Annotated in this window: 20 protein-coding genes; 5 read left to right on the plus strand and 15 right to left on the minus strand. The window is 74.3% G+C overall.

The window, feature by feature from the left end; genetic code table 11:
• Positions 1–280: 280 nt before the first annotated feature.
• The 5 genes from Q5530_RS35110 to Q5530_RS35130 all read right to left on the minus strand — a co-directional run bounded on the left by Q5530_RS35110 (position 281) and on the right by Q5530_RS35130 (position 6568).
• Positions 281–1120, minus strand: a complete 840-nt coding sequence (locus Q5530_RS35110; protein WP_415367143.1) for a S1C family serine protease — start codon at positions 1118–1120, stop codon at positions 281–283.
• Between the two features lie 45 nt (positions 1121–1165).
• Entirely contained in the window at positions 1166–3289 is a 2124-nt protein-coding gene (locus tag Q5530_RS35115; protein ID WP_415367144.1) for a putative bifunctional diguanylate cyclase/phosphodiesterase, read from the minus strand.
• 440 nt (positions 3290–3729) lie between these two features.
• Complete coding sequence (locus Q5530_RS35120; RefSeq protein WP_415367145.1) at positions 3730–4491, minus strand: ESX secretion-associated protein EspG; 762 nt, start codon at positions 4489–4491, stop codon at positions 3730–3732.
• A complete protein-coding gene (locus Q5530_RS35125; protein WP_415367146.1) occupies positions 4488–6137 on the minus strand; it encodes a PPE domain-containing protein in 1650 nt (549 codons plus the stop codon). Before Q5530_RS35125 ends, Q5530_RS35120 begins: the two co-directional genes overlap by 4 nt.
• Before the next feature lie 14 nt (positions 6138–6151).
• Positions 6152–6568: a hypothetical protein gene (locus Q5530_RS35130; RefSeq protein WP_415367147.1), complete on the minus strand. Its 417-nt coding sequence runs from the start codon at positions 6566–6568 to the stop codon at positions 6152–6154.
• Between the two features lie 156 nt (positions 6569–6724).
• Here Q5530_RS35130 and Q5530_RS35135 point away from each other — a divergent pair, with 156 nt between their 5' ends.
• The gene (locus tag Q5530_RS35135; protein ID WP_415367148.1) at positions 6725–9457 is read left to right on the plus strand and encodes a BTAD domain-containing putative transcriptional regulator; all 2733 of its coding nucleotides are present in this window, start codon (positions 6725–6727) and stop codon (positions 9455–9457) included.
• Positions 9458–9677: 220 nt separating this feature from the next.
• Here Q5530_RS35135 and Q5530_RS35140 read toward each other — a convergent pair whose 3' ends face one another.
• A complete protein-coding gene (locus Q5530_RS35140) occupies positions 9678–11333 on the minus strand; it encodes an FAD-binding dehydrogenase (protein WP_415367149.1) in 1656 nt (551 codons plus the stop codon).
• A 74-nt stretch (positions 11334–11407) separates the two neighbouring features.
• Here Q5530_RS35140 and Q5530_RS35145 point away from each other — a divergent pair, with 74 nt between their 5' ends.
• The gene (locus Q5530_RS35145) at positions 11408–11875 is read left to right on the plus strand and encodes a cupin domain-containing protein (RefSeq protein WP_415367150.1); all 468 of its coding nucleotides are present in this window, start codon (positions 11408–11410) and stop codon (positions 11873–11875) included.
• Between the two features lie 247 nt (positions 11876–12122).
• Here Q5530_RS35145 and Q5530_RS35150 read toward each other — a convergent pair whose 3' ends face one another.
• Positions 12123–12947 (minus strand): hypothetical protein, encoded by an 825-nt coding sequence (locus Q5530_RS35150; RefSeq protein WP_415367152.1) that lies wholly within the window; start codon positions 12945–12947, stop codon positions 12123–12125.
• Between the two features lie 256 nt (positions 12948–13203).
• Here Q5530_RS35150 and Q5530_RS35155 point away from each other — a divergent pair, with 256 nt between their 5' ends.
• Positions 13204–16449, plus strand: a complete 3246-nt coding sequence (locus Q5530_RS35155; protein WP_415367153.1) for a S8 family serine peptidase — start codon at positions 13204–13206, stop codon at positions 16447–16449.
• A 121-nt stretch (positions 16450–16570) separates the two neighbouring features.
• Here Q5530_RS35155 and Q5530_RS35160 read toward each other — a convergent pair whose 3' ends face one another.
• Genes Q5530_RS35160 through Q5530_RS35170 form a run of 3 tightly spaced genes read right to left on the minus strand, consistent with a single transcriptional unit; the run spans position 16571 to position 18868 of the window.
• On the minus strand, positions 16571–17002 hold the full coding sequence (locus tag Q5530_RS35160; RefSeq protein WP_415367154.1) for a hypothetical protein: 432 nt from the start codon (positions 17000–17002) through the stop codon (positions 16571–16573).
• 46 nt (positions 17003–17048) lie between these two features.
• The gene (locus tag Q5530_RS35165) at positions 17049–18188 is read right to left on the minus strand and encodes a mechanosensitive ion channel family protein (RefSeq protein WP_415367155.1); all 1140 of its coding nucleotides are present in this window, start codon (positions 18186–18188) and stop codon (positions 17049–17051) included.
• 59 nt (positions 18189–18247) lie between these two features.
• Complete coding sequence (locus Q5530_RS35170; protein ID WP_415367157.1) at positions 18248–18868, minus strand: TetR/AcrR family transcriptional regulator; 621 nt, start codon at positions 18866–18868, stop codon at positions 18248–18250.
• A 96-nt stretch (positions 18869–18964) separates the two neighbouring features.
• Here Q5530_RS35170 and Q5530_RS35175 point away from each other — a divergent pair, with 96 nt between their 5' ends.
• A complete protein-coding gene (locus Q5530_RS35175) occupies positions 18965–19789 on the plus strand; it encodes an alpha/beta fold hydrolase (protein WP_415367244.1) in 825 nt (274 codons plus the stop codon).
• Here Q5530_RS35175 and Q5530_RS35180 read toward each other — a convergent pair.
• From Q5530_RS35180 to Q5530_RS35190, 3 genes are all read right to left on the minus strand, one after another.
• Complete coding sequence (locus Q5530_RS35180) at positions 19767–21107, minus strand: DUF4153 domain-containing protein (protein ID WP_415367159.1); 1341 nt, start codon at positions 21105–21107, stop codon at positions 19767–19769. The two genes, Q5530_RS35175 and Q5530_RS35180, sit on opposite strands and share 23 nt — an antisense overlap.
• Before the next feature lie 158 nt (positions 21108–21265).
• Positions 21266–22303, minus strand: coding sequence for a sensor histidine kinase (locus Q5530_RS35185; RefSeq protein ID WP_415367160.1), 1038 nt, complete (start codon positions 22301–22303; stop codon positions 21266–21268).
• A gap of 80 nt (positions 22304–22383) precedes the next feature.
• Positions 22384–23052, minus strand: coding sequence for a response regulator transcription factor (locus Q5530_RS35190; RefSeq protein ID WP_415367245.1), 669 nt, complete (start codon positions 23050–23052; stop codon positions 22384–22386).
• A gap of 134 nt (positions 23053–23186) precedes the next feature.
• On the opposite strand from Q5530_RS35190, the gene Q5530_RS35195 reads away from it, so the two are divergent.
• Complete coding sequence (locus Q5530_RS35195; RefSeq protein WP_415367162.1) at positions 23187–25352, plus strand: ATP-dependent RecD-like DNA helicase; 2166 nt, start codon at positions 23187–23189, stop codon at positions 25350–25352.
• Between the two features lie 148 nt (positions 25353–25500).
• On the opposite strand, the gene Q5530_RS35200 is transcribed toward Q5530_RS35195, so the two are convergent.
• On the minus strand, positions 25501–26313 hold the full coding sequence (locus Q5530_RS35200) for a MerR family transcriptional regulator (RefSeq protein ID WP_415367163.1): 813 nt from the start codon (positions 26311–26313) through the stop codon (positions 25501–25503).
• A gap of 150 nt (positions 26314–26463) precedes the next feature.
• On the minus strand, positions 26464–26706 hold the full coding sequence (locus tag Q5530_RS35205) for a DUF2630 family protein (RefSeq protein WP_415367164.1): 243 nt from the start codon (positions 26704–26706) through the stop codon (positions 26464–26466).
• Between the last annotated feature and the right edge of the window lie 87 nt (positions 26707–26793).

A 26793-nucleotide genomic window follows, 5' to 3' on the forward strand; every position in this document is an offset into this window, starting at 1 on the left:
TGGCCGCGCGGGGCTGGCCGCACAGGGCTGGCCGCGCGGGGCTGGCCGCACAGGGCTGGCCGCGCGGGGCTGGCCGCGCGGGTCCGGCCGCGCGGGTCCGGCCGCGCGGGTCCGGCCGCACAGGGCGGGCCGTGTGGGCCTGGCCGAGCGGCCCCGGCTGCGCTGGTCTGGCTGCTCGGGTCCGAGCGCGAGGCCCGAACAGCCGAACGCTGCCGGGGCGCTCAAGGGTTCACCGTCCTTGAGCGCCCGCTGGTCCTCACCACCCACTTCCCACCCACCATCAGGCGGTGAGCTGCCCGATGATCTGCTGGACCTCGTTCGACGGGATCGCGAAGCCGATGCCCACGCTGCCCGCCTGTCCGCTGTCCGACGCGGGCGAGTAGATCGCCGAGTTGATGCCGACGACCTCGCCCGCCGCGTTCACCAGCGGGCCGCCCGAGTTGCCGGGGTTGATCGAGGCGTCGGTCTGGATGGCCTGGTAGCTCACGGCCGCGTCGCGGCGGCCGGTGGTCGCGGGGACGGTCACCGTGCGGTCCAGGGCGCTGACGATGCCCGAGGTCACGGTGCCCTGGAGACCCTCCGGCGAGCCGACGGCCACCACCTGGTCACCGATCCTCACCTGGTCGGAGTCGGCGAACACGGCCGGGGTCAGGCCGCTCACGCCCTCCGCCCGCAGCACCGCCAGGTCGCTGGACGCGTCGCTGCCCAGCACCGAGGCGTCGACGGTCCGCCCGTCGGCCAGCGTCACGGTGACCTGGCGGGCCCCGGCGACCACGTGGTTGTTGGTCAGGATTCGCCCGTCACCGCTGAGCACCACGCCGGAGCCCAGGCCCTCGCCCTGGTCGGTGATCACGTTGACCTGCACCACGCTGGGCAGCACCCGCGCGGCGATCGACGAGACGTCCGACGTGGACGGGGAGCCGGTCCGCAGCGCCGCCGGGCTGCTGACCGCGGCCGTGGTCGCGTCCGGCGCGTTGAGGGCGCCGACCATGCCACCGGTGACCCCGCCGAACAGCGCGGCGGCCAGCGCCGCCGAGGTCACCATCGTCCCGGTGCGCCGCCAGAACGGCGCCCGCTGCTCCACCAACGACCCGCTCACCGCGGGGAATTCCTCTGCCATGCACCCAGGTTCGCCCCGCGTCCTGTGAGCAGGCTGAGCCCCGGGTCAGGACTTGCCAAGAATCGCGGCGACCCCGTCCGCCGACAGCGGCTCGCCGAACAGCGGCCCCTGCACGCCGGACACGCCCAGCCCGGCCAGCCGCGCCACCTCGTCCTCCGTGCGCACGCCCGCCGCGTGCAGGGGGAGGCCCAGGGTCCGCGCCCACGACAGCAGCGCCGCGGTCGCGTCCTCGTCCATCGGGGTCGCGTCCGCGGTGATCCCGCGCATCGGCGCGCCCTCGAACTTGAGCCCGCACAGCGGCAGCCGGCGCAGCCGGTCGATGCCGTGGTTGGCGTTGCCCACCCGGTCGAGCGCCAGCCCCACGCCGTGCTCGGTGAGGATGGCCAGTTCCTCCAACTGCTCCTCACCCAGCCGGCCGAGCAGCACCTCGTCCAGCTCCAGCCGCAGCCCGGACGCGGGCAGGCCGCTCTCCCGCAGCACCCGGCGCACCTCGGCCACCAGCTCCGGCTCCTGGCACTGCCGCGCGGTCAGGTTCATGGTCAGCACGGGCGCCGCCGCGCCGAGCTCCGCGTGCCAGCGGCCGGCGTCGTGGCACGCCTGCTCCAGCGCCCACGCGCCCAGCCGCGCGGCCATGCCGGTGCCGGCGACCAGCGGGCCCAGCTCCAGCGGGTCGACCGGGCCCTCGGCGGGGTGCTCCCAGCGCAGCCGCGCCTCCACGGCCAGCAGCGACCGGTCGGCCGACGAGCGCACCGGCTCGTAGTCGACCCGGAAGTCGCCCTGCTCCAGCCCGCCCGCGACGGACGCGGCCAGCCGCATCGGGGTCCGCTCCCGCCGGTCGCGCTCGGGGTCGTAGAGCGCCCACTGCGCCTTGCCGTCCTCCTTCGCCCACCGCACGGTCACGTCGACGCACCGCATCAGCTCCGTCGCGTCCGCGCCGCGCGCCGCCCGCACCACGATGCCGACGCTGGCGGTCACGCCGATGCCGTCCTCGCCCACCCACACCGGCTCGGCGAGCAGGTCCAGCACCTCCTCGGCGTACGTCACCACCGCGGGCACGTCGACCGGGTCGCGGATCAGCACGCCGAACTCGTCCGGCCCGATCCGGGCCAGCTGCCCGACCTCGCCGAACACCGACCGCAGGTGCGCGGCCGCCGCGCTGAGCACCCGGTTGCCGATCTCGTGCCCGAACGCGTCGTTGACCACCCGGAACCCGTCCAGGTCGAACACGACCAGCGCGAGCGCCGCCGGGCCCCTGGTGCCGACCGCGTTCTCCAGCCAGCCGACGAACTGGCCGCGGTTGGCCAGGCCGGTCTGCACGTCGTGCAGGCTCTGGTGCAGCAGCCGCGCCTGGAGCGCCCGCACCTCGTCCAGGTCCTCCAGCACGGCCACGTAGTAGGCGGGCTCGTCCTCGTCGTCGCGCACCAGGGCGATCGAGACCAGCGCGGTGACCGGCTCGCCGTCGCCGCCCAGCAGCCGCAGCTCCGCGTGCACCTGGTCGCGGTCGTCGGTCCTCAGCCGTTCGGCCAGCCGGGTCAGCGCCGCCTGGTCGTCGGGGTGCACGAGGGCGCGGCTGGTGGTCCCGGCCAGCTCCTCGGCGTCGCGGCCGAGCATGTCCAGCATGGCGGTGTTGCAGTCCAGCAGCTCGCCGCCGAGGCCGGTGACCGCGATGGCCGCGGGCGAGGTCCGGAACACCGCGCGGAACTTGGCCTCGCTGGCCCGCAGCTTCGCCTCGGCCGACCGGGTGAGCCGCAGCGCGCGGGTCTGGCTCTGCTCCTGCTCGTCGAGGGTGTGCACGCGCAGGCCGTCGGCGAACCCGGCGGCGAACGCGGCCAGCACGCCCATCAGCCGCTTCGCCCGGTCGGCGGGCAGTCCGAAGTGGTCCAGCAGGTGGTCGCCGACGAACGCGAGCGAGCGCTCCAGCGTGGACGCGGACCGCAGGCCGTGCTCGACCATCGCGCGGCCCGCCCGCTGCGCCGCGGTCGCGGGGCCGTCGTGCCTCAGCGCGGTGTGCAGGTCGGTGGTGAACCCGGCGAGCAACGCCTCCAGCCGGGGACGCTGGAGGTCGGCCACCACGGTCGAACCGATGGTGGCGGCCCACCGCCGGGCGAACTCGCCCCGGTCGTCGCCGGACTCGTCACCCGGTCTTGCCGCGCCTGCCTCTTCGACCATCTTCATTCAGCTCTGCGGCCCATCGTCGAGGGGACATCCTGGGTGTCGACCCACCGCGCGATGGGGCACCGCGATAAGCCGACGTGCGCATTTCCGGTCATTCTTCACTCGAATGGTGCAATGGCAGACCGTAGGGCGCGATTCAGCTTAGTGTCACCCGCCCGAACGTGCACAAGACGACCGCGTCACACCCCCGGAGCAGCCCAAACACCCCCTCGTTCCCGTACCCGGAGGAATTGGGACCGCCGTCGAACCTGAACGCTCCTTGGAAAGTTTTGCGGCGTTCACCACCACCCCCGGCCGCGCGAGTCGTACGTCCAGGCCCGCCGTGTCGTACGTCCAGGACCCCCGAACTGCACGTTCAGGACCCCCGGACCCGGCAACGCCCAGGGCCCCCGGACCACGGGGGTCCGGGGGCCCTGGAGGAGGGTGTCCCGAGGTCAGGCGACCGCGGCGAGGACCGAGGCGATCCGGGTGGCGATCCGGTCGTTGTCGGTGGGGGCGAGGCTGAGCCAGCCGTCCTCGTGCACCATCAGGTAGCGGCCCTGGTGGGTGTCGAACCACGTGATCAGCGTGCCCGCCCGGGTGCGCCGGTAGCCGCCGGCCACGCTGACGCCGAACTGGCCGCCCGCGACCCGGCTCGCGGCCAGCTCGCTGACCGCGGTCGCGTCCTCGCGCGACAGTCCCGCCTTCTGCAGCGCCTCCCGCTCGTCCAGCTCACCGCCGCCCCACGGGTCGTCCTCGTCGTCGTCCTGCTCGTCCTGGAGCGCCACGGCCTCGTGCAGCGCCTCCAGCCGCAGCGACAGGGCGCTGCCCGGCCCCGCCGACCCGCCCGGCAGCACGTCCACGATGGACCGGGCCAGCGCCGTCGGCCGGATGCCCAGCACGCCGATCGACCCGCTGTCGATCACCGCCATCGCGCCCAGCTCGCCGCCCGCCACGGCCACCGCCCGCACCGCCCGGTCCACGTGGGCCACCGCGTCGACGGCCACCTCGTGCTCCGCCAGCAGCCGCAGCAGCTCGACCAGCCGCGGGGCGGGCTCGCCGTACCCGGCCAGCGCCTGGCCCCGCAGGTGCTCGCGCTCCTCCTCGGTGGACCCCGGGACCGGCACGTCCAGCGGGTAGGGCAGCCGGCCCAGCCGGAGGTGGTGCCACAGCGCGTCCAGCTCCCGCGGCGTCAGCAGGAACTCGGGCTCGATCACGCCTGCTCGCCCTTCTTGCGCGGCTTCGCGCCGCCGATCACCGACGGGGGCAGGTTCTCGCCGGGCACCTCGAAGATGTCCTCGCCCCGGATGTACGCCGCGGCGCGGTGCTCCTTGTCCTCGTCCTGACCGCCGCCGGCGGGGGCGCCGCCCATGGGCGCGCCACCGGCCATCGGGGACGCCGCAGCGCTCGCCGCGCCGGGACCGAAGCCGGGCACCGGTCCGCGGGGCGCGCCGGGCCCGGCCGTGCCCGTCGAGCCGCCGGCCGCCAGGGAACCGCCCGTGCCACCGGCGCCGCCCGACCCGGTCGGGCCGAACCCACCGGCACCGCCGCCGAACCCACCGGCACCGCCGCCGCCGAACCCACCGGCACCGCCGCCACCACCGCCGAAGCCGCCCGCGCCGCCGGACCCGGTCGGTCCGAAACCGCCACCCGTGGGCCCGAAGCCGGGCGCACCGCCCACCGGCACGCGGCCGGGACCGGTCACCGGCGGCGTGCCGGGGCTGCCGGCCGGGACGTAGGCGGGCGGCTTCACGCCGGGCGGCAGGGTGCCGCCACCCTGCCTGGGCACGGTGTTCGGGTTCGCCGGCTGGTACGGCGGCACGTAGCCGCCCCCGCTCGACGGCGGCACGTACCCGCTGCCCGACGGGGTGTAGCCGGGGGTGGTGTAGCCGGGGGTGTAGCCGCCGGGCGCGGTGTACCCGCCCGGAGCGGTGTACCCGCCGCCCGAGGGTGCGGTGTAACCCGCCGGGTTGTACGGGTGGGCCACCGGCACCTGAGCCGCCGCCGCGGCCGCCGTGGTGCCCTCGGGCCGGGAGATGGCCGGGGGCATCCCGGGGGCCATGGCCGCCGCCGCGTACGAGCCGCCGGTCGGCGCGGGGGCCGTGTAGGACGCGGCCGGCGTCAGCGGCGCCGCGGGCGTGGCCGTCGCCGCGTAGCCGGACGGTGCCGTCGCCGCGCCACCGCCGCCGCCGCCCGACGAGTAGGCGCTGACCGCCGTCGCGTCACCCAGCACCGGCCCCGACACCGAGGTGGCCGCCAGCGCGAGCCGGGGCTCCTCGGTCCGCCCGGTCACCGGGTTGAACGGCGGGGTGAACAGGGGCGTGCCCTGGTCGACGCCCCGCGACTCGTGCTCCATCGTGTTCATCACGGTCACGGCGTGCTCGTGCAGCGCCCGCGCCTGCTCGTTGGCCGCCTGCACGTCGGCGGCCGAGCTCGCCAGCCCCTGGATGCCGCCCGCGGTGAACGTCCCGGCCGCCTGGTCCCAGTTGAAGTCGACCGGCTCGGGCATGCTCGCCCGCGCGTTCTCCATGATGTGGCTCTGGTCCTGGACCCGCTTGCCCACCTCGACGGCGGTCGCCGCGGTGTCGGTGACCCAGTCGGCGAGCTTCTTGAGGGCCCCGCGCGCGGCGTCCGCGGCGTCGCCGGTCCAGCCGGACTCGCTCAGCGCGACCCGCTCGTTGATCAGCCGCGCCGACTCGGTCAGCTCGGTGCCGAACTGGCCCCACTCCGCGCCGATCTCGCCGGTCTGACCGGGGTCGTTGTTGTTGTGCACCGCCTCGTACAGCTCGCGGTGGGACCGGGACGCCCAGTTCTGCGTCTCGGTCAGGACCAGGTCGATCTCCTCGGCCTGCAGCTTCGTCATCTCCGCCGGTCCTCTCAGTTCCCGCTCAGCCGCTTCATCTCGACCTCGTGCTCCTCGTCGGCCGCCGTGAAGTTGCGGATGGCGCTGCGCACCGAGTCGTGCGTCTGCTGCAACACCTCGCGGTAGGCGGTCATCACGGCCACGAACGACCGGGGGTCGCCGTCGGCCCGGGTCTCGAACTTGTGGGCCATCTTGTCGCCGACGGGGTTGGCGCCCAGCGGCGCGGGGCGGGCGAGGCGGCCGGCCCGCTCCAGCCACGAGTCGACCTGGTCGATCTGCTCCAGGAGCATCCGGCGCAGTTCCTCGCCCGTGGCGGGGTCGAGCGACACCCGCCCGGAGTTCACGGTCTCCTGGAGGGCCACGACCTTGCTGTCGAGGGTCGGGGCCTCCCGCGGCGGGGCCTGCTCGCCCCCGTCTTCGGCGATGTACATCGTCAATCCCTCGCGAAGGCAGCCTTCTGGACGGAACACACGGTCGCGCCGAGCTCCAACGCCCGGCCAACGCGGGGCCAACGCGCCGGTCAGGGCTGTCGCGGCCGCTGTGCGAAACTCATCGATCACAAGGTGACTGCCCCGAAAGGTTGCAGGATGCGGGTGAACCTGCTCGGCCCGGTGGAGCTGGTTTCCGCAGGTGGGGAGCCGGTTCGACTGGGAGCGGCGAAGCGCAGGACCGTGCTGGCGGCCCTCGCGCTGGAGCTCAACCGGGTGGTGTCCGGGGACCGCCTCCTCGACCTGGTGTGGGACGGCTCACCCCCGCCGCAGGCCAAAGCCGCCCTCCAGGGACATATCGCCCAACTCCGGAAGGTCCTGACCGGGGGTGTAGCGCTCGTCACGCGTGCTCCCGGTTACGCGCTGACCGGCTCGCGGGACGCGGTGGACGCGTTCCGGTTCGAGGACCTGGTCGTGCGCGCGCGGGACGTGGCCGACGAGCGGGCCGTCGACCTGCTGCGGGAGGCGTTGGCGCTGTGGCGCGGGCCGGTCCTGGCCGACGTGCCCGGCGAGCAGCTGCGCGAGGCGGTGTCGGCGCGGTTGGAGGAGCGGCGGCTGGGGGCCGTGCAGGACCTGGCGACGCGGCTGTTCCGGCTGGACCGGGCGGCCGAGGCGGTGCCGGCCCTGCGCGACGAGGTGGCGGCCGACCCGCTGCGCGAGGCCCTGGTGGCGCGGCTGGTGCTGGCCCTGCACGGGACCGGGCGGCAGGCCGAGGCGCTGGAGCTGTTCCACCGGACGCGGGAGCGGCTGGCCGAGGAGCTGGGCGTGGACCCGGGGCCGGAGCTGCGCGACGCCTACCAGGCCGTGCTGGGCGGCGCCGCCGTGCCGCCGCGGGCGCCGGTGAACCGCGCCCCCGCCCAGCTGCCGCGCGAGCACCGCGGGTTCGTGGGCCGGGAGCTGGAGCTGTCGGACCTGCGTGAGAGCCTGATGGGGCAGGACTCGGCGATCGGGCTGCTGGTGGGCCCGGCCGGGGTCGGCAAGACCGCGCTGGCGCTGCACTGGGCGCACCGGGTGGCGGGCGACTTCCCGGACGGGCAGCTGTTCGTCAACCTGCGCGGGTTCGACGAGACCGAGCCGCTGGACCCGCGGGCCGCGCTGGTCGGGTTCCTGCGCGCGCTGGGGCTGACGGACTCGCAGATCGCGGCGGACCTGGAGGACCAGGCCGCGCAGTACCGGTCGCTGCTGGCCGGGCGGCGGGTGCTGGTGCTGCTGGACAACGCCCGGTCGGCCGAGCAGGTCCGGCCGCTGCTGCCCGGCTCGGCGCGGTGCCTGGTGCTGGTCACCTCGCGGCACCGGCTGGACGACCTCGTGGTGACCGAGGGCGCGTCCTCGCTGCACGTGCCGACGTTGCCGGAGGAGAGCGCGGAGCACCTGCTGGCGGCGCTGCTGGGGCGGCCGCGGATCGAGCAGGAGCCGGAGGCGGTGGCGGAGCTGTGCGAGCTGTGCGACCGGCTGCCGCTGGCGCTGCGGATCGCGGGCGCGCGGCTGGCGTCCCGGCCGCGGTGGACGATCCAGTCGCTGGTGGACGAGCTGCGCGACGAGCAGGGGCGGCTGTCGGCGCTGTCGCTGCCCGAGGCGGGGCGCGGGGTGCACGCGGCGCTGGCGGTGAGCTACCGGGAGCTGCCGGAGGGCGCGGCGCGGCTGTTCCGGCGGCTGGGGCTGCACCCCGGCACGGACCTGGACAGCTACGCGGCGGCGGCGCTGCTGGACATCAACGTGGTGAGCGCGCGGACGCACCTGCGGACCCTGGCCTACGCCAACCTGCTGCACGAGTCCACGCCGGACCGGTACTCGCGGCACGACCTGGTGCGGCTGTTCACCCACCACCTGGCGGCGTCGGAGTCGGGGAAGGACAACAGGCTCGCCGCGCACCGGCTGCTGGACTACTACCTGCACGTGGCGGACTCGGCGCGGGCGCACCTGTCGGACCACGTGCTGCCGTTCGGGCCGCCGGCGCACCGGCCCGCGTCGTTCCCGGAGCTGTCCTCGCACGCGGCGGCGCTGGACTGGTTCACGCTGGAGGAGGCCAACCTCGGGCTGGCGCTGGACATCGCGGTGAACGCGGGCGAGCGCGAGCGGACGTGGCAGCTGGCGCTGTGCCTGGACGCGTTCCACTTCCGCCGCGGCAACCGGCTGGACCGGCTGGCGCTGTGCCGGATCGGGCTGGCGGCGGCGCGGTCGCTGGGGGACGGGCACGCGGAGGCGACGTTCCTGCTGCGCCTGGGGTCGACGCTGGCCGACCTCGGGCGGATCGACGAGGCGATCGCGGCGTGCACGCGCGCGGCGGCGCTGGCGGGCGGCGACCGGAACCTGGAGCTGGCCGCGCTGGCGAACCTGGGGTACTGCCTCATGGCGGACGACCGGCTGGACCGGGCGCAGGAGGTGATCCTGGAGGCGCTGGAGGTGGCCCGCGAGGTGGGTGACGCCCGCACGCAGGCGAACATCCGCAACAACCTGGCGAACGTGCTGCTGCGCAAGCACCAGCCGGAGGAGGCGCTGCGGCACGCGACCGAGGCGCTGGACCTGTTCCCGGCGGCCCCGTCCAAGGCGCACACGGCGACCCTGCACACGCTGGGGGCGGCGGCGCAGCAGCTGGGGCGGGCCGACGAGGCGCTGGAGTCCTACCGGGCGGGGCTGGAGCTGGCGGCGAGCCTGGGCGACCGGTACCAGGAGGCGCTGTGCCACCGGGCCATCGGCGACGTGCTGGAGCAGTCGGAGGGCGTGGACGCCGCCCGCCCGCACTGGCTGGCGGCGTTCAACCTGTACCGCGACCTGCGCCTGGCCGACGCCGACGACCTGGCGCGCAAGCTGTCCCTGGCCACCCGTCCGTGAGCCGCGAACGCTCAACTCGGGGGTCCTGAACGCTGAACTCGGGGGTCGCGAACGTACGACACGGTGGTCCCGAACGTACGACTCGCGCGCGTGTCGAACCTTCACGCCGCGCGTGTCGTACGTTCAGGACTCGCGTGTCGTACGTTCAGGTCGTGCGTGTCGTACGTTCAGGACCCCCGAGTTGAGTGTTCGGGAGTCCTGAGTGGGTGTTCGGGTTGGGTTAGGCGGTGGCTGTGGCGGCTGCTCGGCCGGCCACCCGGCCGGAGAACAGGCAGCCGCCCAGGAAGGTGCCCTCCAGGGCCCGGTAGCCGTGGACGCCGCCGCCGCCGAAGCCCGCGGCTTCGCCGGCCGCGTAGACGTTGGGCAGGGGGTCGCCGGACGGGGTGAGGACGCGGGCGTCCAGGTCGGTGTGCAGGCCGCCCAGGGTCTTGCGGGTCAGGACGGAGAGGCGCACGGCGATCAGGGGACCGGCCTTCGGGTCGAGCAGGGGGTGGGGCTCGACCACCCGGATCAGCTTGTCGGTGAGGAAGCGGCGGGCCTCGCGCATGGCGTTGACCTGCGCGTCCTTGCCCAGGCCGGAGATGACCTGGCGGTCGCGCTCCACGATCGTGCGCCGCAGCTCGTCGGCGTCGATCAGGGACGTGCCGGCGAGCCGGTTCATGCCGGCGGCCAGTTCGGCGGGGGTGTCGGCGAAGATGAACTCCTCGGACAGCTCGGCGAACGCCTCGACGGGCGCGACCGCGCCGGGCAGGGCCCGCTTGAGCACCAGCTTGACGTCCTTGCCGGTCAGGTCGGGGTTCTGCTCCGAGCCCGACAGCGCGAACTCCTTGCCGATGATCCGCTTGTTCAGCACGAACCACGAGTGGCCGTGGCCGGTCTTGACGATGTGCTCCAGCGCGCCCAGCGCGTCGAAGCCCGGGAACAGGGGCACCGGCAGGCGCCGGCCGGTGGCGTCGAGCCACAGCGACGACGGGCCGGGCAGGATGCGGATGCCGTGGCGGCTCCACACCGGGGCGTAGTTGGCGATGCCCTCGGGGTAGTGCCACATGCGGTCCTCGTTGACGATGGCGCCGCCCGCGTCCCGCACCACCCCGAGCAGCTCGCCGTCCACGTGGTCGGGCACGCCGGACAGCATGTGCTCCGGCGGGGTGCCGAGCCGGGCCGGCCAGTTGCGGCGCACCACCTCGTGGTTGGCGCCGATACCGCCGGAGGTGATCACCACGGCCTGGGCGCGCAGCTCGAAGTCCGCCACGACCGCGCGGGAGCTGGGTTCGCCGCGCTCGACCGCGCTGGGCTCCAGCACGGAGCCGCTGACGCCGTCGATCTCGCCGCCGGTGCTGGTCAGGCCGGTCACGCGGTGCCGGAACCGCAGGTCGACCAGGCCGCGCGCGACGCCCGCGCGCACCCGCCGCACGAACGGCGCCACGATGCCGGGCCCGGTGCCCCAGGTGACGTGGAACCGCGGCACGGAGTTGCCGTGCCCGCCGGCCAGGTACCCGCCGCGCTCGGCCCACTGCACCAGCGGGAACCAGCGGACGCCCATCGCGTGCAGCCACGACCGCTTCTCGCCCGCGGCGAAGTGCACGTACGCCTCGGCCCACCGCCGGGGCCAGTGGTCGCACTCGCGGTCGAACGCCGCCGAGCCCAGCCAGTCCTGGAGCGCCAGCTCGGCCGAGTCGCGGACCTTCAGGCGCCGCTGCTCGGGCGTGTCGACCAGGAACAGCCCGCCGAACGACCAGAACGCCTGCCCGCCGAACGAGGTCTCCGGTTCCTGGTCGAGCAGGATGACCCGGCGGCCCGCGTCGACCAGCTCGGCGGTGGCGACCAGGCCCGCGAGACCCGCGCCGACGACGATGACATCCGCGTCATGTGGCATCGGGCGAGTCTAGATCGAGGCGCACGTCGCGCAAGACAGTTGAATAAATTTCACTTTCGAGGAGAGGGGGACCGGTGTCGTACGCATCGGGTGAGGTCAGCGCCGTGTGGCGACCCGTGGACGCGGTGCCGACCATCGACCGACCGCTGACGCGGGCGCGGCTGGTGGGGACCGGCGACGTGACCGGGGGGCGGTTCGGTCTGTTCGAGTGGCGGATGCGCCCGCGCGCGGGCGGCCCGGCCGCGCACTTCCACAAGACGTTCTCCGAGTCGTTCTACGTGCTGTCCGGCGCGGTCCGGTTGTTCAACGGGGAGACCTGGGTCGAGGCGACCGCCGGCGATTTCCTCTACGTGCCGGAACGGGGCGTGCACGCTTTCCGCAACGATTCCGACGAGCCCGCGTCGATGTTGATCCTGTTCGCGCCCGGCCCGCCGCGCGAGGAGTACTTCCGGGAACTGGCCGAGATCGGCGAGTCCGGGCGGCGGCTCACCCCGGAGGAGTGGACCGAGCTGTACGCCCGGCACGACCAGTACATGGTCTGAGCGAGGGGGCACGACCGCTACGAGGGGGTTCGGGGGCCGCCGGCCGTCCGGTGAGGGGGTGTTCCGTCCGGCCGACGGCGATCGGGCGTGCGTGGGCGCACCTGCAACGTCCTCGGGGAGAGGGGCCGCGCGGGGCACGGGGGGAGGCACCCCGGCGGTCCTGACGTCCGGTGCGGCGTCCACGCCGCGCCGACCACTGGTAGAACGGCCGGTGTCGAACGGCTGTTCCCCGGGTGACCGGGAGGTGTCAGGCGTCACCACGCAGTTCGGTCACCCGCCGCTGCGCCCGGACGAGCCGGTCCCGCGCGGCGTCCGCCCGGCGACGGGCCCGTTCGGCGGCCACCGCCGCCGCGTGCTCGGCCCGCTGCGCCCGCTGGAGCTCGGCGCGCAGCGACGCCGCGTGCTCGGCCCGCTCGTCCAGCAGCCGGTCGGCCTCGGCCAGCGCCGCCTCCGCCCGCCGCGCGTCGGACCGGGCGGCGTCGACGTCCCCGCGGGCCTTGGCCAGCTGCCGCTCCCGGCGCTGCTCGCGGCGGGGCGCGAGGTCGTCGCGCACGCCGACCGCACCCGGCCCCACCGGCGGGAACGCGGCCCGCTCGACCGGCCTGACCAGCCGGCCGATCCGGATCCGGGCGGCCAGCACGCGGTCCGCGCACGCCGCGCCCAGCGTGGCGCGCACCTGCCGCACGGCCTCCGGCCCGAGCGGGTGGCCCGCCGCGCGCGCCAGGTCCTCGGCCTGCCGGACCAGGGCGTTGAGCGTGACCCGACGACGCGCGCCGAGCTGCCGCAGCGCGTTCCCGCGCAGCTCCTCCGCCGCCCGCAGCTCCTCGCCCAGCGCCAGCAGGTCGACCAGCACGTCGGTCTCGCGGGCCAGCGAGTTGAGCGCCCACGCCGACGCGGTCGGCTTGCGCAGCGCGGCGATCTCGCGGGCCAGCGCCTGGTCGCCGCGCCGGGCGGCCCGCCGGGCGTGGGCGTCGCGGGCCGCGACGAACCCCGCCGGCGGCAGCGCGTACAGCTCGTCGGCTATCCGGTCGATCGGCACGACGTCCACGATGCCGACCAGTCTGCTCGCCATCGAGTTGATGTGCGGTTCGTTACTGATTGCGGGGGTGATTCGACAATTCACCGTTGACACTGGTTGACACACCGGCCGGTTGGCTCTTGACTGGAGGGGTCGCGGCCCTCCTCGGCTTGTGCGGCACATTTCGCGCATTCGCGCAAGAGGTCATCCAGTCCAATGTGGACTTCACTGTTGCGCTGTTCGTCCGATTGTCCGGACAGACCCGGGGGGATGTGCTTGCGCCAATCTTTTCCCACGAAGGGTTTGCGCCGTGATCAATTCGGTAAGCCGGTGGAGACACCGCGCCGGTGCGGCCTTGCTGGCCGCTGTGCTGGGCACCGCCGGCCTCGGCCTCACCGCCGGCCCCGCGGTCGCGCAGGAGGCGCCGAGCGCGCCCGCGCCGGCCGACAAGCAGCTCGACAAGCAGGACCTGGAGCGGCTCGCCGAGGCCGAGCGGGCCGGCCAGGCGAACGTCACGCTCCTGGTCGCCGCCGAAGAGGGCGAGCTGGACTCCGCGGCCGGTGAGCTCCGGGCGCTCGGCGGCGTCGTCGAGACCACCGAGCGGGACGTCGACTACCTCCGGGTCTCGCTGCCGCGCGACAAGGCCGAGAAGGCCGCCGGGCTCGCCTCGGTGAACTCGGTGGACGTCGACGGCCTCGTCAAGCTGGACGACCCCCGGCCGGACGGCATGGGCACCCCGCTCCCGCAGCCGGCGCCGGGCGCGAAGACGCCCAAGAAGAACCCCTACATGCCGACGCGGGACACCAACGCGGCGCAGTTCACCGACCAGCACCCCCAGTGGGACGGCCGGGGCACCACCATCGCGATCATGGACTCCGGCATCGACCTGGACCACCCGGCGCTGGCCACCACGTCGACCGGTGAGCGCAAGATCGTCGACTGGTACAACGCCAACGCCACCAACTCCGGCGACGGCACCTGGGTCCCCGTGACCGGCTCGTACGTCGGCACCTTCACCAGCGGCGGCGCCACCTACAAGGCCCCGGCCACCGGCGGCCCCTACAGCTTCGGCCTGTTCCGCGAGACCGCGGGCGACCTCGGCCTGTCCAACAGCGAGACCGGCGGCGACATCAACCGCGACGGCGACCGCGTGGACGCGTTCGGCGTGCTCCAGGACCGGACCACCAAGGAAGTCCGGGTGGACGTCGACGGCGACGGCGACTTCACCGACCAGGTCGCGATGATCGACTACAAGGTCAAGAAGGACGTCGGCCACTTCGGCGCGGACAACCCGGGCACCCCGGTGCTCGACACCGTGGCGTTCGTGGTGCAGACCGACCGGTCGATCTACGACAACGGCGGCACCGCGTACGTCAACATCGGCATCTCCGCCGCCGCCCACGGCTCGCACGTCGCGGGCATCACCGCGGCGAACAAGATGTTCGGCGGCAAGATGCAGGGCGCGGCCCCCGGCGCGAAGCTGATGGCCGTCAAGGTCTGCCTGTCGACCCCGTCGTGCACCAGCAGCGGCCTGCTCGACGGCCTGCTGTACGCGGCGCGCAACGGCGCCGACGTCGTCAACATCTCCATCGGCGGCCTGCCGCCGCTCAACGACGGCAACAACGCCCGCGCGGAGCTCTACAACCGCATCATCAACGAGTACAACGTCCAGGTGTTCATCTCCGCCGGCAACAGCGGCGCGGGCGCGAACACCGTCGGCGACCCGTCGGTGGCCACCGACTCGATCAGCGTCGGCTCCTACATCACCAAGGAGACCTGGCTGTCGAACTACGGCTCGGTCACCGCGCAGCGCGAGGGCCTGCACGGCTTCTCCTCCCGCGGCCCGCGCGAGGACGGCGGCTTCAAGCCGAACATCGTCGCGCCCGGCTCGGCGATCTCGACCACCCCGCAGTGGCAGAACCCCAACCCGGTGCCCGGCACCTACCCGCTGCCGGCCGGCTACGCCATGCTGAACGGCACCTCGATGGCCGCGCCGCAGGCCGCCGGCGCCGCCGCGCTGCTGATCTCCGCCTACAAGGCCGAGCACGACGGGCAGCGCCCGCCGGTCTCCGAACTGCGCAACGCCATCCAGTCCGGCGCCAAGTGGGTGTCCACGCTCCAGGCTTACGAGCAGGGCGCGGGCCTGTTCGACACCAAGAAGGCGTGGACGCAGCTCAACGCGCACCCGAACACCCAGGCCGTCGCCACCTCGGTGACCGTCAACACCGCGCTGTCGGGCCTGCTGGCCACCCCGAACACGGGTGTCGGCATCCACGACCGCGAGGGCGTGCAGGTGGGCGAGGAGTACACCCGCACCTACACCCTGACCCGCACCACGGGCCCGGACCGCAGCCAGCAGTTCCTGGTCAAGTGGCAGGGCAACGACGGCACGTTCTCGTCGAAGTCCCTGATCAGCCTGCCGCTCAACGCGCCGGTGAAGTTCGACGTCAAGGTCAAGCCGAAGACGGCGGGCGCCCACTCGGCCGTGCTGAAGCTCGACAACCCCGGCACCCGCGGCATCGACGTGTTCACCCTGAACACCGTGTTCGCGGCGGACGAGTTCACCGCGGCGGGCCGGTACGCGGTCACCAAGACCGGCTCGATCGCCCGCAACCAGTCGAAGTCGTTCTTCGTGCGGGTGCCGGCCGGCGCCAGCGCGCTGAAGGTCGACATGGCGGCCGGCGGCACCGAGGCGGGCAAGGGCCAGGTCCGGTTCCTGCGCTTCGACCCGTACGGCGTGCCGTTCGACACCACCTCGTCCACCAACTGCTACAACCCCGACGCGGGCGCGGGCTGCGCCGGTGGCACGCCCACCAGCCGGACCGTCAACAACCCGACGCCGGGCGTGTGGGAGGTCGTGGTCGAGGCGCGGCGCACCTCGGACGCCGCCTCGGCGCCGTACTCGGTGACCGCGTCGGTGCTGGGCACCACGGTCAGCCCGAACCCGGACACCATCGAGTCGGTGACCGCGGGCACGCCGGTCGAGCGCTCCTACACCGTGACCAACGCGCTGGCCGCGTTCAACGGCAAGGTCGTCGGCGGGGCGCTGGCCAGCGCCCGCATCTCGCGGCCGACCATCGCGAACCTGGAGTCGCAGTCCTACGACCTGACCGTGCTGCCGGGCGCGACGCAGCTGCGGGCCACCATCGGCCGCACCAGCGACGTGGCCGCCGACCTCGACCTGTTCGTCTACAACTGCACCAGCGGCACCTGCGTGCCGGCGGGGCAGCAGGCGGACGGCGACTCCGAGGAGTCGGTGACGCTCACCAACCCCGCGCCGGGCGCGTGGCGGGTCGTGGTGGACGGCTTCGAGGTGCCCGCGGGCACCACGGAGTACGACTACCTCGACCTGTTCGCCGCCCCGGGCCTCGGCTCGCTCCAGGTGACCGACGCGGACGCCGACCGGGTGGCCGGCTCCTCGTGGACGGTGCCCGCCGTGATCACGGCCCTGAGCCCGGCCGGCGCCGGCCGGGTGCTGCGCGGTGAGCTGACCGTGCAGACCTCGGAGGGCGCGGTCGTCGGCCGCGGCACGGTGCTCGTGCGGAACGTGGTCTGACGCTCTTCCGACCGCAGGGCCGTCCCCGGTTCGCCGGGGGCGGCCCTGCTTTTTCGGTCAAGGGCACGCAGGGTTTTCGGTCGGGGTCCGCGGTTTCCGGTCAGGGCGCCGGGTTCTCCCGTCAGGGCGCCGGGTCGCCGTTGGACAGCGGCTCGTCCACGTCCACCTGCCGCACGCCCTCGACCCCGGGCACCCGCGCCACCTCGTCCACCGGCACGGTCGCCCGCACGTACCCGACCGAGGCGTCCGAGGACTCGACCGTCGCGCCCAGGCCCCGCAGCCCCGCCACGGCCCGCTCGACCTGGCCGGGTTCGGTGGAGACCGTCACCGCGACCGTCCGCGCGCCCTCCGCCCTCGCCCTGGCCAGCGCGTCCTGGGCCTGCGGACCGAGCTTCACCGGCGCCTCCTGGGCGGTGGGGCTGACGGGGGCGGGGATCGCGGGGGCCGACGACGGCGTCACGTCCCCCGCGGACGTGCCGGGGTCGGCGGGCCGCTGCCCGCACCCCGCCAGGGCCAACGCCGCCGCCAGGACCGCCGCCACCGGTTTCCTCATGCAAGACCTCCCGAACCTCGTCCCACCACCAGGACGGGACGCGGGGTCAGCCCGGTTGCACCGGCTGGTCGGGTCCGCGGAACGCCTGCACGCGCTCCTGCCCGTCCGGGCTGTCGCCGAACACCCGATTGTCCGAGGCGCCGTTCGACGTCGGCTCGGCCACCCGCCCGCCGGCGCGGGGCAGGTCGCGCACCCGCACCTGCGGCAGCGCGCCGGGGTGGGTGGACCGCAGCCACGACACCAGGTGCTCCCGCACCACGCACCGCAGGTCCCACAGCCGCCCGGCGTCGGAGGCGCTCACCAGCGCCCGCACCCGCACGAACGACCCCACCGCGTCGGTGACCTGGAGCACGCTCACCCTGCCGTCCCACAGGTCGCAGCCCTCCAGCGCGTGCCGCAGCTCCTGCCGCAGGTCCTCCACCGGCACGGTCCAGTCCAGGTCCAGCTCGACCGTGCCGAGCAGCGCCGACTGGGTGCGCGTCCAGTTCTCGAACGGCGTCCTCATCAGGTACGACGTGGGCAGGATGAGCCGCCGGTCGTCCCACAGGTGCACCACCACGTAGGTCAGCGTGATGTCCTCGACCCGGCCCCACTGCTTGTCCACGACCACCACGTCGTCGAGCCGCACCGCGTCGCTGAACGCGATCTGCACGCCCGCGAACACGTTGCCCAGCAGCGACTGCGCCGCCAGCGCCGCGATGGCGCCGATCACCGCGGTCGAGGCCAGCAGCGAGGTGCCGGCGGCCCGCGCGTCCGGGAACGTCATCAGCACCGCGGCCACCGCGAGCAGGCCCACCACGACCACCGTGACCCGCCGGATCAGCGTGACCTGCGTGTGCACCCGCCGCGCGTGCCGGTTGTCGGACACGTCGACCCGGATGCGCGCCAGGGTCGCGTCCTCGACCACCACCAGCAGCGCCGCGAGCAGCCAGGCGCCCGCGAGGATGAGCGCTATGCCGGTCACGTGGATCGCGACCGGTCGCCAGTCGCCGTGGGCCACCACCCCCAGCGAGAACTGCACGGCCGACAGCACGGCCACGGCCAGCGCGGGCCGGTGGGCGTGCTCGGCGAGTTCGGCGAACAGCTTGGACCGCCGCCCCAACCGGCCGACCACCCGGTGGACGAGCGCGACGACCACCAGTGCGACCAGCAGGGAGCCGGCGAACGTGATGACGGCTGCGAGCACGAAGGGGAACCTCCTCGACTTCGGGTACTCCACTGGGCCGTACCCACGGGGGGAGCCGTTCAGCCGCCGGGGAGGAAGTGTGCGACTTTCCCCACGAAGGCGACCAACCGGTCGGGCGTGAACCGCCCGGGGTCGGTGACCGCCAGCCGGCCGGCCATCTCGGCCAGCGCGAGCATGGCGTGACCGAGCAGCTCGGCGTCCAGGCCCGGATCGCCCGTGGCCCGCACGCCGAGGTCGGCCAGCTCGTTGACCTGCGCCAACACCCGCCTGCGCACCAGCTCGACCTGCCGGCGGAACTCCGGCGGGGTGCCCTCGGGCGGCACCAGGACCAGCCGCCAGCGGTCCGGGGCGGCCACCACCGCGTTGACGAACGCCCGCACGGCGCCGGTGTAGACGTCCTCGGGGGAGCGGGCGGCGGGGTCGGCCCCCCGGATGGCGTCCAGGACCTGCGCGGTGGCGCGCTCGGCCTCGCGCCGGAGCAGGGCGTCGAGCACCTCGGCGCGGTTCGCGTACAGCTCGTAGACCACGGGCTTGGTGACGCCCGCCCGCCGGGCCACGGCCTCCATGGTGAGCGCGTCGAACCCGCCCCCGGCGATGAGCGCGAGCGCGCCGTCCAGGAGCTGCTCGCGCCGCTGCCCGGGGGGCAGGCGCGGGGCGTACTTCCGGCGCGTTGTGCTCACCGGGCCATATTGCTACGGTGTCGTAGCTTTTCAAAAGCTACGTTGCCGTAGCAATTCGTTGTCGTAGTGGTTCAGGGGGGCGGTCCGGCCTTGTACGTGGAGTCCGACGGTGTGCGGCTGGCGGTGTTCGAGCGGGGCGACCGCTCCGCCCCGACCGTGCTGCTGGTGCACGGCTACCCCGACACGCACCGCGTGTGGGACGGCGTGGCCGAGGCGCTGGCCGGGGAGTTCCACGTGGTCAGCTACGACGTGCGCGGCGCGGGCCGGTCCGGCGCGCCGCGCGGGCTGGCCGCCTACCGGCTGCCCGTGCTCGGCCGGGACCTGGTCGCGGTGGCGCGGGCGGTCAGCCCCGACGCGCCCGTGCACGTCGTCGGGCACGACTGGGGCTCCATCCAGGCGTGGGAGGCGGTGACCACCCCCGGCGCGCCGATCGCCTCCTACACCTCCATCTCCGGGCCCTGCCTGGACCACGTGGGCCACCGGATGCGCGGCGGCGCGAACCCCGAGCAGCTGCGCCGCTCCTGGTACATCGCGGCGTTCCACCTGCCGTTCGTCGCGCCCCTGGTGTGGCGCTACCTCGTAGGCCCGAGGTGGGGCGCGGTCCTGCGCCGCGTCGAGGGCGTGTCGGCCCCCGTGTCGCCGACGGTCGTCGAGGACGGCGTGCGCGGCATGGCCCTGTACCGGGCCAACTTCATCCCCCGGCTGCGCGCGCCGCGCGTGCGGCGGACCGACGTGCCGGTGCAGCTCGTGCACCCGCGCCACGACCGGTACGTGACCGAGTCGCTGACCCGGGGCGTCGAGCGCTGGGTGCCCAACCTCAAGCGGCGCGTCGTCGACGCCGGGCACTGGGCGCCGGTCACCCACGCCGACACCGTCGCGCGGCTGGTCGCCGAGCACGTCACGGACTCGCGCACGGCCTGAGCGACACCTCGCGCAACGCCTCCCGCGCCCGGAGGCGACCCAGGTTCCAGCCGCGCCACCCGTCCTCGTCGACGTGGCGGAGCCACAGGACGCACCCGCGCAGGTGGTCCGGGAGGGCCGTCAGCGCGGGCACGGCGTCGTCGGACAGGCGGCCCAGGTAGGTCACGTCGACCTCGCCGGTCGCGCGCCAGCGGTCGACGTTGCGCTCCGCGATGAACCGGTCGGGGTTGAGCGCGGCGAGCCCGAGCAGGGTGGCGAACCCCGCGCCCAGCACCGCCCGCGGCAGCCACCGGCCGTCCAGCCGCACGCCCGCCGCCAGCACCAGCAGGTAGACCACGCCCAGCCACAGCTCGCAGGCCGAGACCAGGACGCGCAGCACGGTGAAGCCGTAAGCCTGCTGGTAGACCCACATCCGGGTCAGCGCGGAGGCGACGATCACCAGGGTGAGCGCGCTCAGCGCGCCCAGCAGCAGGCGCAGCACCCGGCGGTCGCCCGGCTCGTCCCGCGCGGCCCGGCCGGCGGCGACCGCGATCACCCCGAGGGTCAGCGCGGTGACCACGAGCAGCTGCCAGAAGCCGGAGCGGGCGTGCCCGGCGTAGGTCAGGCCCGAGGTGGTCAGCACGTGGTCGTCGCCGCCGAACAGGGTGCCGACCTGGACCGCCACGAAGGCGGCGAACAGCAGCACCAGCGCGCCGACCGGCAGCGCCCAGTCCCGGCGCGCCACCGGGCGGACGGGACCGCCGGGCGCGTCGTCGGGCGTCAGCGGCAGGGCGATCAGGCAGCACGCGCCGACCGCGCCCAGGCCGACCGCGAGGAACACCGCGACCGGTTCGAGCGAGGTGCCGGCGTCGGGCAGGACGGAGGTGAGCAGGTTCGCGAAGGCTTGGTCCGCGCTCGCCAGCAGCGGGGTGAAGACCAGCAGGAGCGCGGCGGTCACCAGGGCGGGCCGCAGGAGCGGCGGGGCGCCACCCGCGCGGAGGCCGCGCGCCAGCCACGGCCCGGCCCGCAGCGCGGCGGCGGGGACGGCGATCGCGCCGACGAACAGGTCGAAGGTCGACCGGCCGCCGGCGACGGCGAGGGAACCGGCGGCGCAGCCGGCGATCGCGCAGAGGGTGAACAGCCAGGGCGAGGCGGTGAGCGCGCCGACCGCGAACAGGGCGGTGGAGAGCGCGGCCCAGCCCGGTCTGACGTGGCGGAGCAGGGCGAAGACGAGGACGGCGGTGAGGGACCAGCCGAGGCCGGGGCGGTCGAGCGGGAGGAGGACGGCGGCGCCGGTGCCGGCGGCGGTGCCGATCAGGAGGACGCGGGTGGGGGACATTTCGGGGGCCTCCTGGGCAGGCGTCATCGGCCCCCGACGGCTCCGGGTGGGCCGGAAATGTCGGTGGTCGGTGGTTGAATGGAATTCGGGGGTCCCCTGGGCGAGGACCCTTGCGGAGCGGTGCTCGGGGCGGCGGGGTGGTCGGCGGCCGGTGGTCGTCAGCCAGCCGTGAACGGCGGGGGCGCCGTCGCCGGCAGCGTCGCCGTGGCCGGCAGCGTCGCCCGGATTCGGCACCCCGGCCCGTCCACCACCGCGATCGTCCCGCCGTGCAGGTCGACCGCCCAGCGGGCGATGTTCAGGCCCAGCCCGGTCCCGCCCCCGACCGCCCGCTCGCCCCTGGTGAACCGCTCGAACACCCGCTCCCGGTCCGGCGGCGCGATCCCGGGCCCGTCGTCGGCGACCTCCAGCACCAGCTCCTCGCCCACCACCGCGGTGACCCGCACCTCGCCCCCGGCCGGTCCGTGGCGGGCCGCGTTGTCCAGCAGGTTCGCCACCACCTGCGCCAGCCGCCCCTCGTCCGCGTGCACCACCGCGCCGGGCGGCGAGACGTCCACGGTGAACCGCACCCCCCGGGCGGCCACCGACGCCTCCGCCACCACGTCCGCCAGCAGCGGTTCCAGGGCGAACTCCGCCCGGTCCAGCGGGTGCGCGCCCGCGTCGAGCCGGGACAGGTCCAGCAGCTCCGCCACCAGCCGCCCGAGGCGCTCGGTCTGGGCCAGCGCCGTGCTCAGGGTCGCGGCGTCCGCCGGCGCCACCCCGTCCACGACGTTCTCCAGCACGTTCTGCAACGCGGTGATCGGCGTGCGCAGCTCGTGCGACACGTTCGCGATCAGCTCGCGCCGCTGCCGGTCGGCCGCGCCGAGGTCCGCCGACATCTGGTTGAACGCCGAGGCCAGCTCCCCGACCTCGTCCCGCGCCGTCGCCCGCACCCGCCTGCTGTAGTCGCCGGCCCGCATCGCCCGCACCGCCGCCGTCATCTCGCGCAGCGGCCTGGTCATCCCGTGCGCGAGGACCTGGGAGGTCAGCACCACGATCGCCATCGTCCCGATCGTGGTGCCCGGCGGCAGCCAGCCGATCCGGTGCCAGAAGAACGCGAACCCGGCCGCGAACGCCGCCACCAGCAGGATGCCGATCTTGAGCTTGATCGACCGCACCGGGTCCAGCGGCCGGGGCAGCAGCTCCGCGACCGCCGACACCGCCGCCGTCAACGCCGACCGAACCGACCCAGCCGACCGAACCGACCCAGCCGACCGACCCGGCCCCGCCGACCCCGCCGTCACGACGACACCGCCTTCGGCACCTCCAGCGCGTACCCGACACCGTGCACGGTGCGGATCAGGTCCGCCCCCAGCTTGCGCCGCAACGCCTTCACGTGGCTGTCCACGGTCCGCGTCCCCGTCCCCTCCTGCCAGCCCCACACCTCGCTGAGCAGCCGTTCCCGCGACTGCACCGCCCGTGGCCGCTCGGCCAGGTGCACCAGCAGCTCGAACTCGGTCGGCGTCAGGTGCGCCTCCTCGCCGGCGCGCAGCACCCGCCGCTCGGCCAGGTCGATCTCCAGGTCCGCCAGCGCGATCCGGGCCGCCGGCGCCGCCGCCGCCCGCTCCACCCGACGCAGCAGCGCGTGCACCCGCGCGGCCAGCTCGCGCATGGAGAACGGCTTGGTCAGGTAGTCGTCCGCGCCCACGGCCAGCCCCACCAGCAGGTCCGTCTCGTCACCGCGCGCGGTCAGCATCAGCACCGGCACCGGCCGCCGGGCTTGGACGCGCCGGCACACCTCCAGCCCGTCGAACCCGGGCAGCATCACGTCCAGCACCACCAGGTCCGCGTCCTGCGCCCGGTCGACGGCCGTCGGCCCGTCGTGCGCGAGCGAGACCTCGAACCCCTCCGCCCGCAGCCGCGCGGCCACGGACCTGGCGATCGTCAGGTCGTCCTCGACCACCAGCACCCGGCGTGTCGTCACGCGTCCGACTGTATGTGCCGCCCGTGGAGGCGGGCGGCGGGAGTTGTGAACGTCCTGTGGAGGGAGCCGCGGCGGACCTGGCGCGCCGGGGTGTCGGTGCGGCGGCCTAGGGTGGCGGGGTGGGAGATGCCGTGCTGGAAGCGGTGCTGGAGAGGATCACGTTCGCCAACGAGGAGACCGGTTACACGGTCGCCCGCGTCGACACCGGGCGCGGCGCGGACCTGGTGACCGTGGTCGGCTCGCTGCTGGGCGCGCAACCGGGCGAGTCGATCCGGATGCGCGGCCGGTGGGGCTCGCACCCCCAGTACGGCAAGCAGTTCGTCGTGGAGGACTACACGACCGTGCTGCCCGCCACCATCCAGGGCATCCGCCGCTACCTCGGGTCCGGCCTGATCAAGGGCATCGGACCGGTCCTGGCCGACCGGATCGTCACCCACTTCGGCGTGGGCGCGCTGGACGTCATCGAGCACGAGCCGCAGCGGTTGGTCGAGGTGCCCAAGCTCGGCCCGAAGCGCACGAGGATGATCGCGGCGGCGTGGGAGGAGCAGAAGGCCATCAAGGAGGTCATGGTCTTCCTCCAGGGCGTCGGCGTGTCCACCTCGCTGGCCGTGCGCATCTACAAGCAGTACGCCGACAAGGCCATCGACGTCGTGCGCGAGGAGCCCTACCGGCTCGCCAACGACGTGTGGGGCATCGGGTTCCGCACCGCCGACGTGATCGCCAAGGCCGTCGGCATCCCGCACGACAGCCCGCAGCGGGTCAAGGCGGGCCTCCAGTTCACGCTGGGCGAGGCCACCAACGACGGCAACTGCTACCTGCCCGAGAACGGGCTGATCGCCGCCGCGATCAAGATCCTCCAGGTGGACACCGGCCTGGTCATCGACTGCCTGGCCGAGCTGGTCGCGGAGGAGGGCGTGGTCCGCGAGGTCATGCCCGACGGGGAGCCGGCGATCTACCTGCTGGCGTTCCACCGCGCCGAGATCTCCCTGGCCAACCAGCTGCTCAGGCTGCTGAAGACCGACGAGGAGCGGATGCCCGCGTTCGGGCGCGTCGACTGGGGCAGGGCGTTCGCGTGGCTGGGCGCGGAACTGGAGGACAAGCAGCGCGCCGCCGTGCAGCTCGCCCTGACCCGCAAGGTCGCCGTGCTCACCGGCGGACCGGGGTGCGGCAAGAGCTTCACGGTCCGCTCGATCGTGAAGCTGGCGCTGGCCAAGGGCGCGCGCGTGGTGCTCGCCGCGCCCACCGGCCGCGCGGCCAAGCGGCTCACCGAGCTGACCGGCCACGAGGCCCGCACCGTGCACCGGCTGCTGGAGCTCAAGCCCGGCGGCGACGCGGCCTACGACCGGGACCGGCCGCTCGACGCCGACCTGGTCGTGGTCGACGAGGCGTCCATGCTCGACCTGCTGCTGGCCAACAAGCTCGTCAAGGCCGTCGCGCCGGGCGCGCACCTGCTGCTCGTCGGCGACGTGGACCAGCTGCCGTCGGTCGGCGCGGGCGAGGTGCTGCGCGACGTGCTGGCCGACGGCGGGCCCGTGCCGAACGTGCGGCTGACGCACATCTTCCGGCAGGCGCAGCAGTCCGGTGTGGTCACCAACGCGCACCGCATCAACAACGGCGACTACCCGCTGGTGCAGGGCCTGCCGGACTTCTTCCTCTTCCCCGCGGAGGAGGCCGAGGACGCGGCCGCGCTGACGGTCGACGTGGTGGCCAACCGCATCCCGCGCAGGTTCGGCCTGAAGCCGCGCACCGACGTGCAGGTCCTCGCACCCATGCACCGGGGTCCGGCGGGCGCGGGCGGGCTCAACGCGTTGTTGCAGGAGGCCCTGACGCCCTCGAAGCCGGACCTGCCCGAGCGCCGCTTCGGCGGCCGGGTGTTCCGGGTCGGGGACAAGGTGACCCAGATGCGCAACAACTACGACAAGAACGTCTTCAACGGCACCGTCGGCGTGGTCACGGCGATTGACGTCGTGGAGCAGAGGCTGATCGTTCGGACCGACGAGGAAGAGGACGTGGACTACGAGTTCGGGGAACTGGACGAGTTGACCCACGCCTACGCCATGACGATTCACCGCTCACAGGGCAGTGAATACCCATGCGTGGTCATCCCAATCACGAATTCGGCGTGGATGATGCTCCAGCGCAACCTGCTGTACACGGCGGTCACCCGGGCCAAGAAGCTCGTGGTGCTGGTCGGCTCGCGCAAGGCCATCGGGCAGGCGGTCCGCACGGTGGGCGCGGGGCGGCGGCACACGGCGCTGGACCACCGCCTCGCCCGGGAGCTGTGAACCCCGGGACCACCGCGTCCCCTCCGGGCTCCCGAGGGCTGGGGTGGTCGAGGAGCTTCCCGCGGGGGACGTCGTCCGGCGGTACGCGTGGACCCGCGGCCGGTGGCACCGCACGGGTGTCCCCCGCGCGGTGCCACCGGCCCGGTCGCTAGGCCACCGGGAACGCGACGTCGCAGACCTCGTCGTCCGGGCCCGAGGTCGCCCAGTCGGCGAAGTAGACCTCGCGCGGCGCGTCGGTGATCGAGCGGCCGTTCTCCTCGGTCCACCGGGCGACCGCGTCGAAGGCCGACAGGATCTGCGGGTACACGACCTGCGCCTTGCGCAGCCGCACGTACACCTCGGTGTGGGCCGGTTCGACGCGGGAGGCGAACTCCGCCGGCGGGCTCGCCGCGTCGATCGGGTAGCACATCTCGGCCGGGCCGTTGCTGTCCTCGTTGACCTCGCCGTGGTACTTCACGTAGTGCGGGGCCGCCGCGCCGCCGTGCGGTTCGGCCGCCTTCGCCAGGCGCTCCCGGGCGGTGAGGATCCAGTCCTCCAGCTCCGGTTGCAGCAGGTGACGCTGCTCGGTGAGCACCACCCGTTCAGGCACTTCCCGTTGCTCGACCCGGTACATGTCCATCAATCCCTCTCCGCCGGACAACACGACGCGGAGGTGCGCGGCCAGACCGCGCTGCACGGTGATCCGCTCCTCGACCCGGGTCCAGTACCCGGCCAGCAGGTCGGCCCGCTCGGTCCCGGGGGCGGCGACGATCCGGGCCACCTCGACCAGCGGCATGTCCAACCGGCGCAGCAGGGCCACCAACCGGGCCCCGGTCAACTGGTCCTCGCGGTAGCGGCGGTAGCCATTCGCCCCGTCCACCCACGCCGGTCGCAGCAGGCCCTGGCGCTCGTACAACCGCAGCGCCTTGACCGAGAGCCTCGACCGGCGCGCGAACTCACCCGTGCCCAGCAGCCGTTCCACCCGCGCATCCTCCACGGCGACGACCCTGCGGGCTGCCCCTGGGGCCGGGTCAAGCGGCGGGCGAGGTCCCCGACCCCGGGATCGGGACCACCGGCTCGAAGTCCCCGAGTTCAAGATCGGGATCACCGGTTCACCGCCGGGGCCACCGGCTCACTGGCGGTAGTTCTCCACCGTGCCGGGCGGCCGGGCCTCGGCGCCGTCCGGGTCCAACCCCGCGTCGCGGCGCGCGCGGCGCTGCCGCAGCAGGTCCCACGTCTGGTCCAGGGCGACCTCCACGTCCCGCAACCGGCGGGAGTCGGCCTCCGACATGCCCTCGCCGGTGTGCGAGTTCTCCAGCCGGTGCTCCTCCTCCACCAGCGCGGTGATGCGCGTGACCAGTTCCTCGTCCTTCACGGCTCCTCCTCCACCGGGTCCCCGTCCGGACCGCCATCCGGACCCCGGTGTGGACCCTGTCCGGACCAAGATCCGGGTACCTCCGCC

The organism is Saccharothrix sp. BKS2 (assembly GCF_047689505.1).
Taxonomy (GTDB): domain Bacteria; phylum Actinomycetota; class Actinomycetes; order Mycobacteriales; family Pseudonocardiaceae; genus Actinosynnema; species Actinosynnema lopnurensis.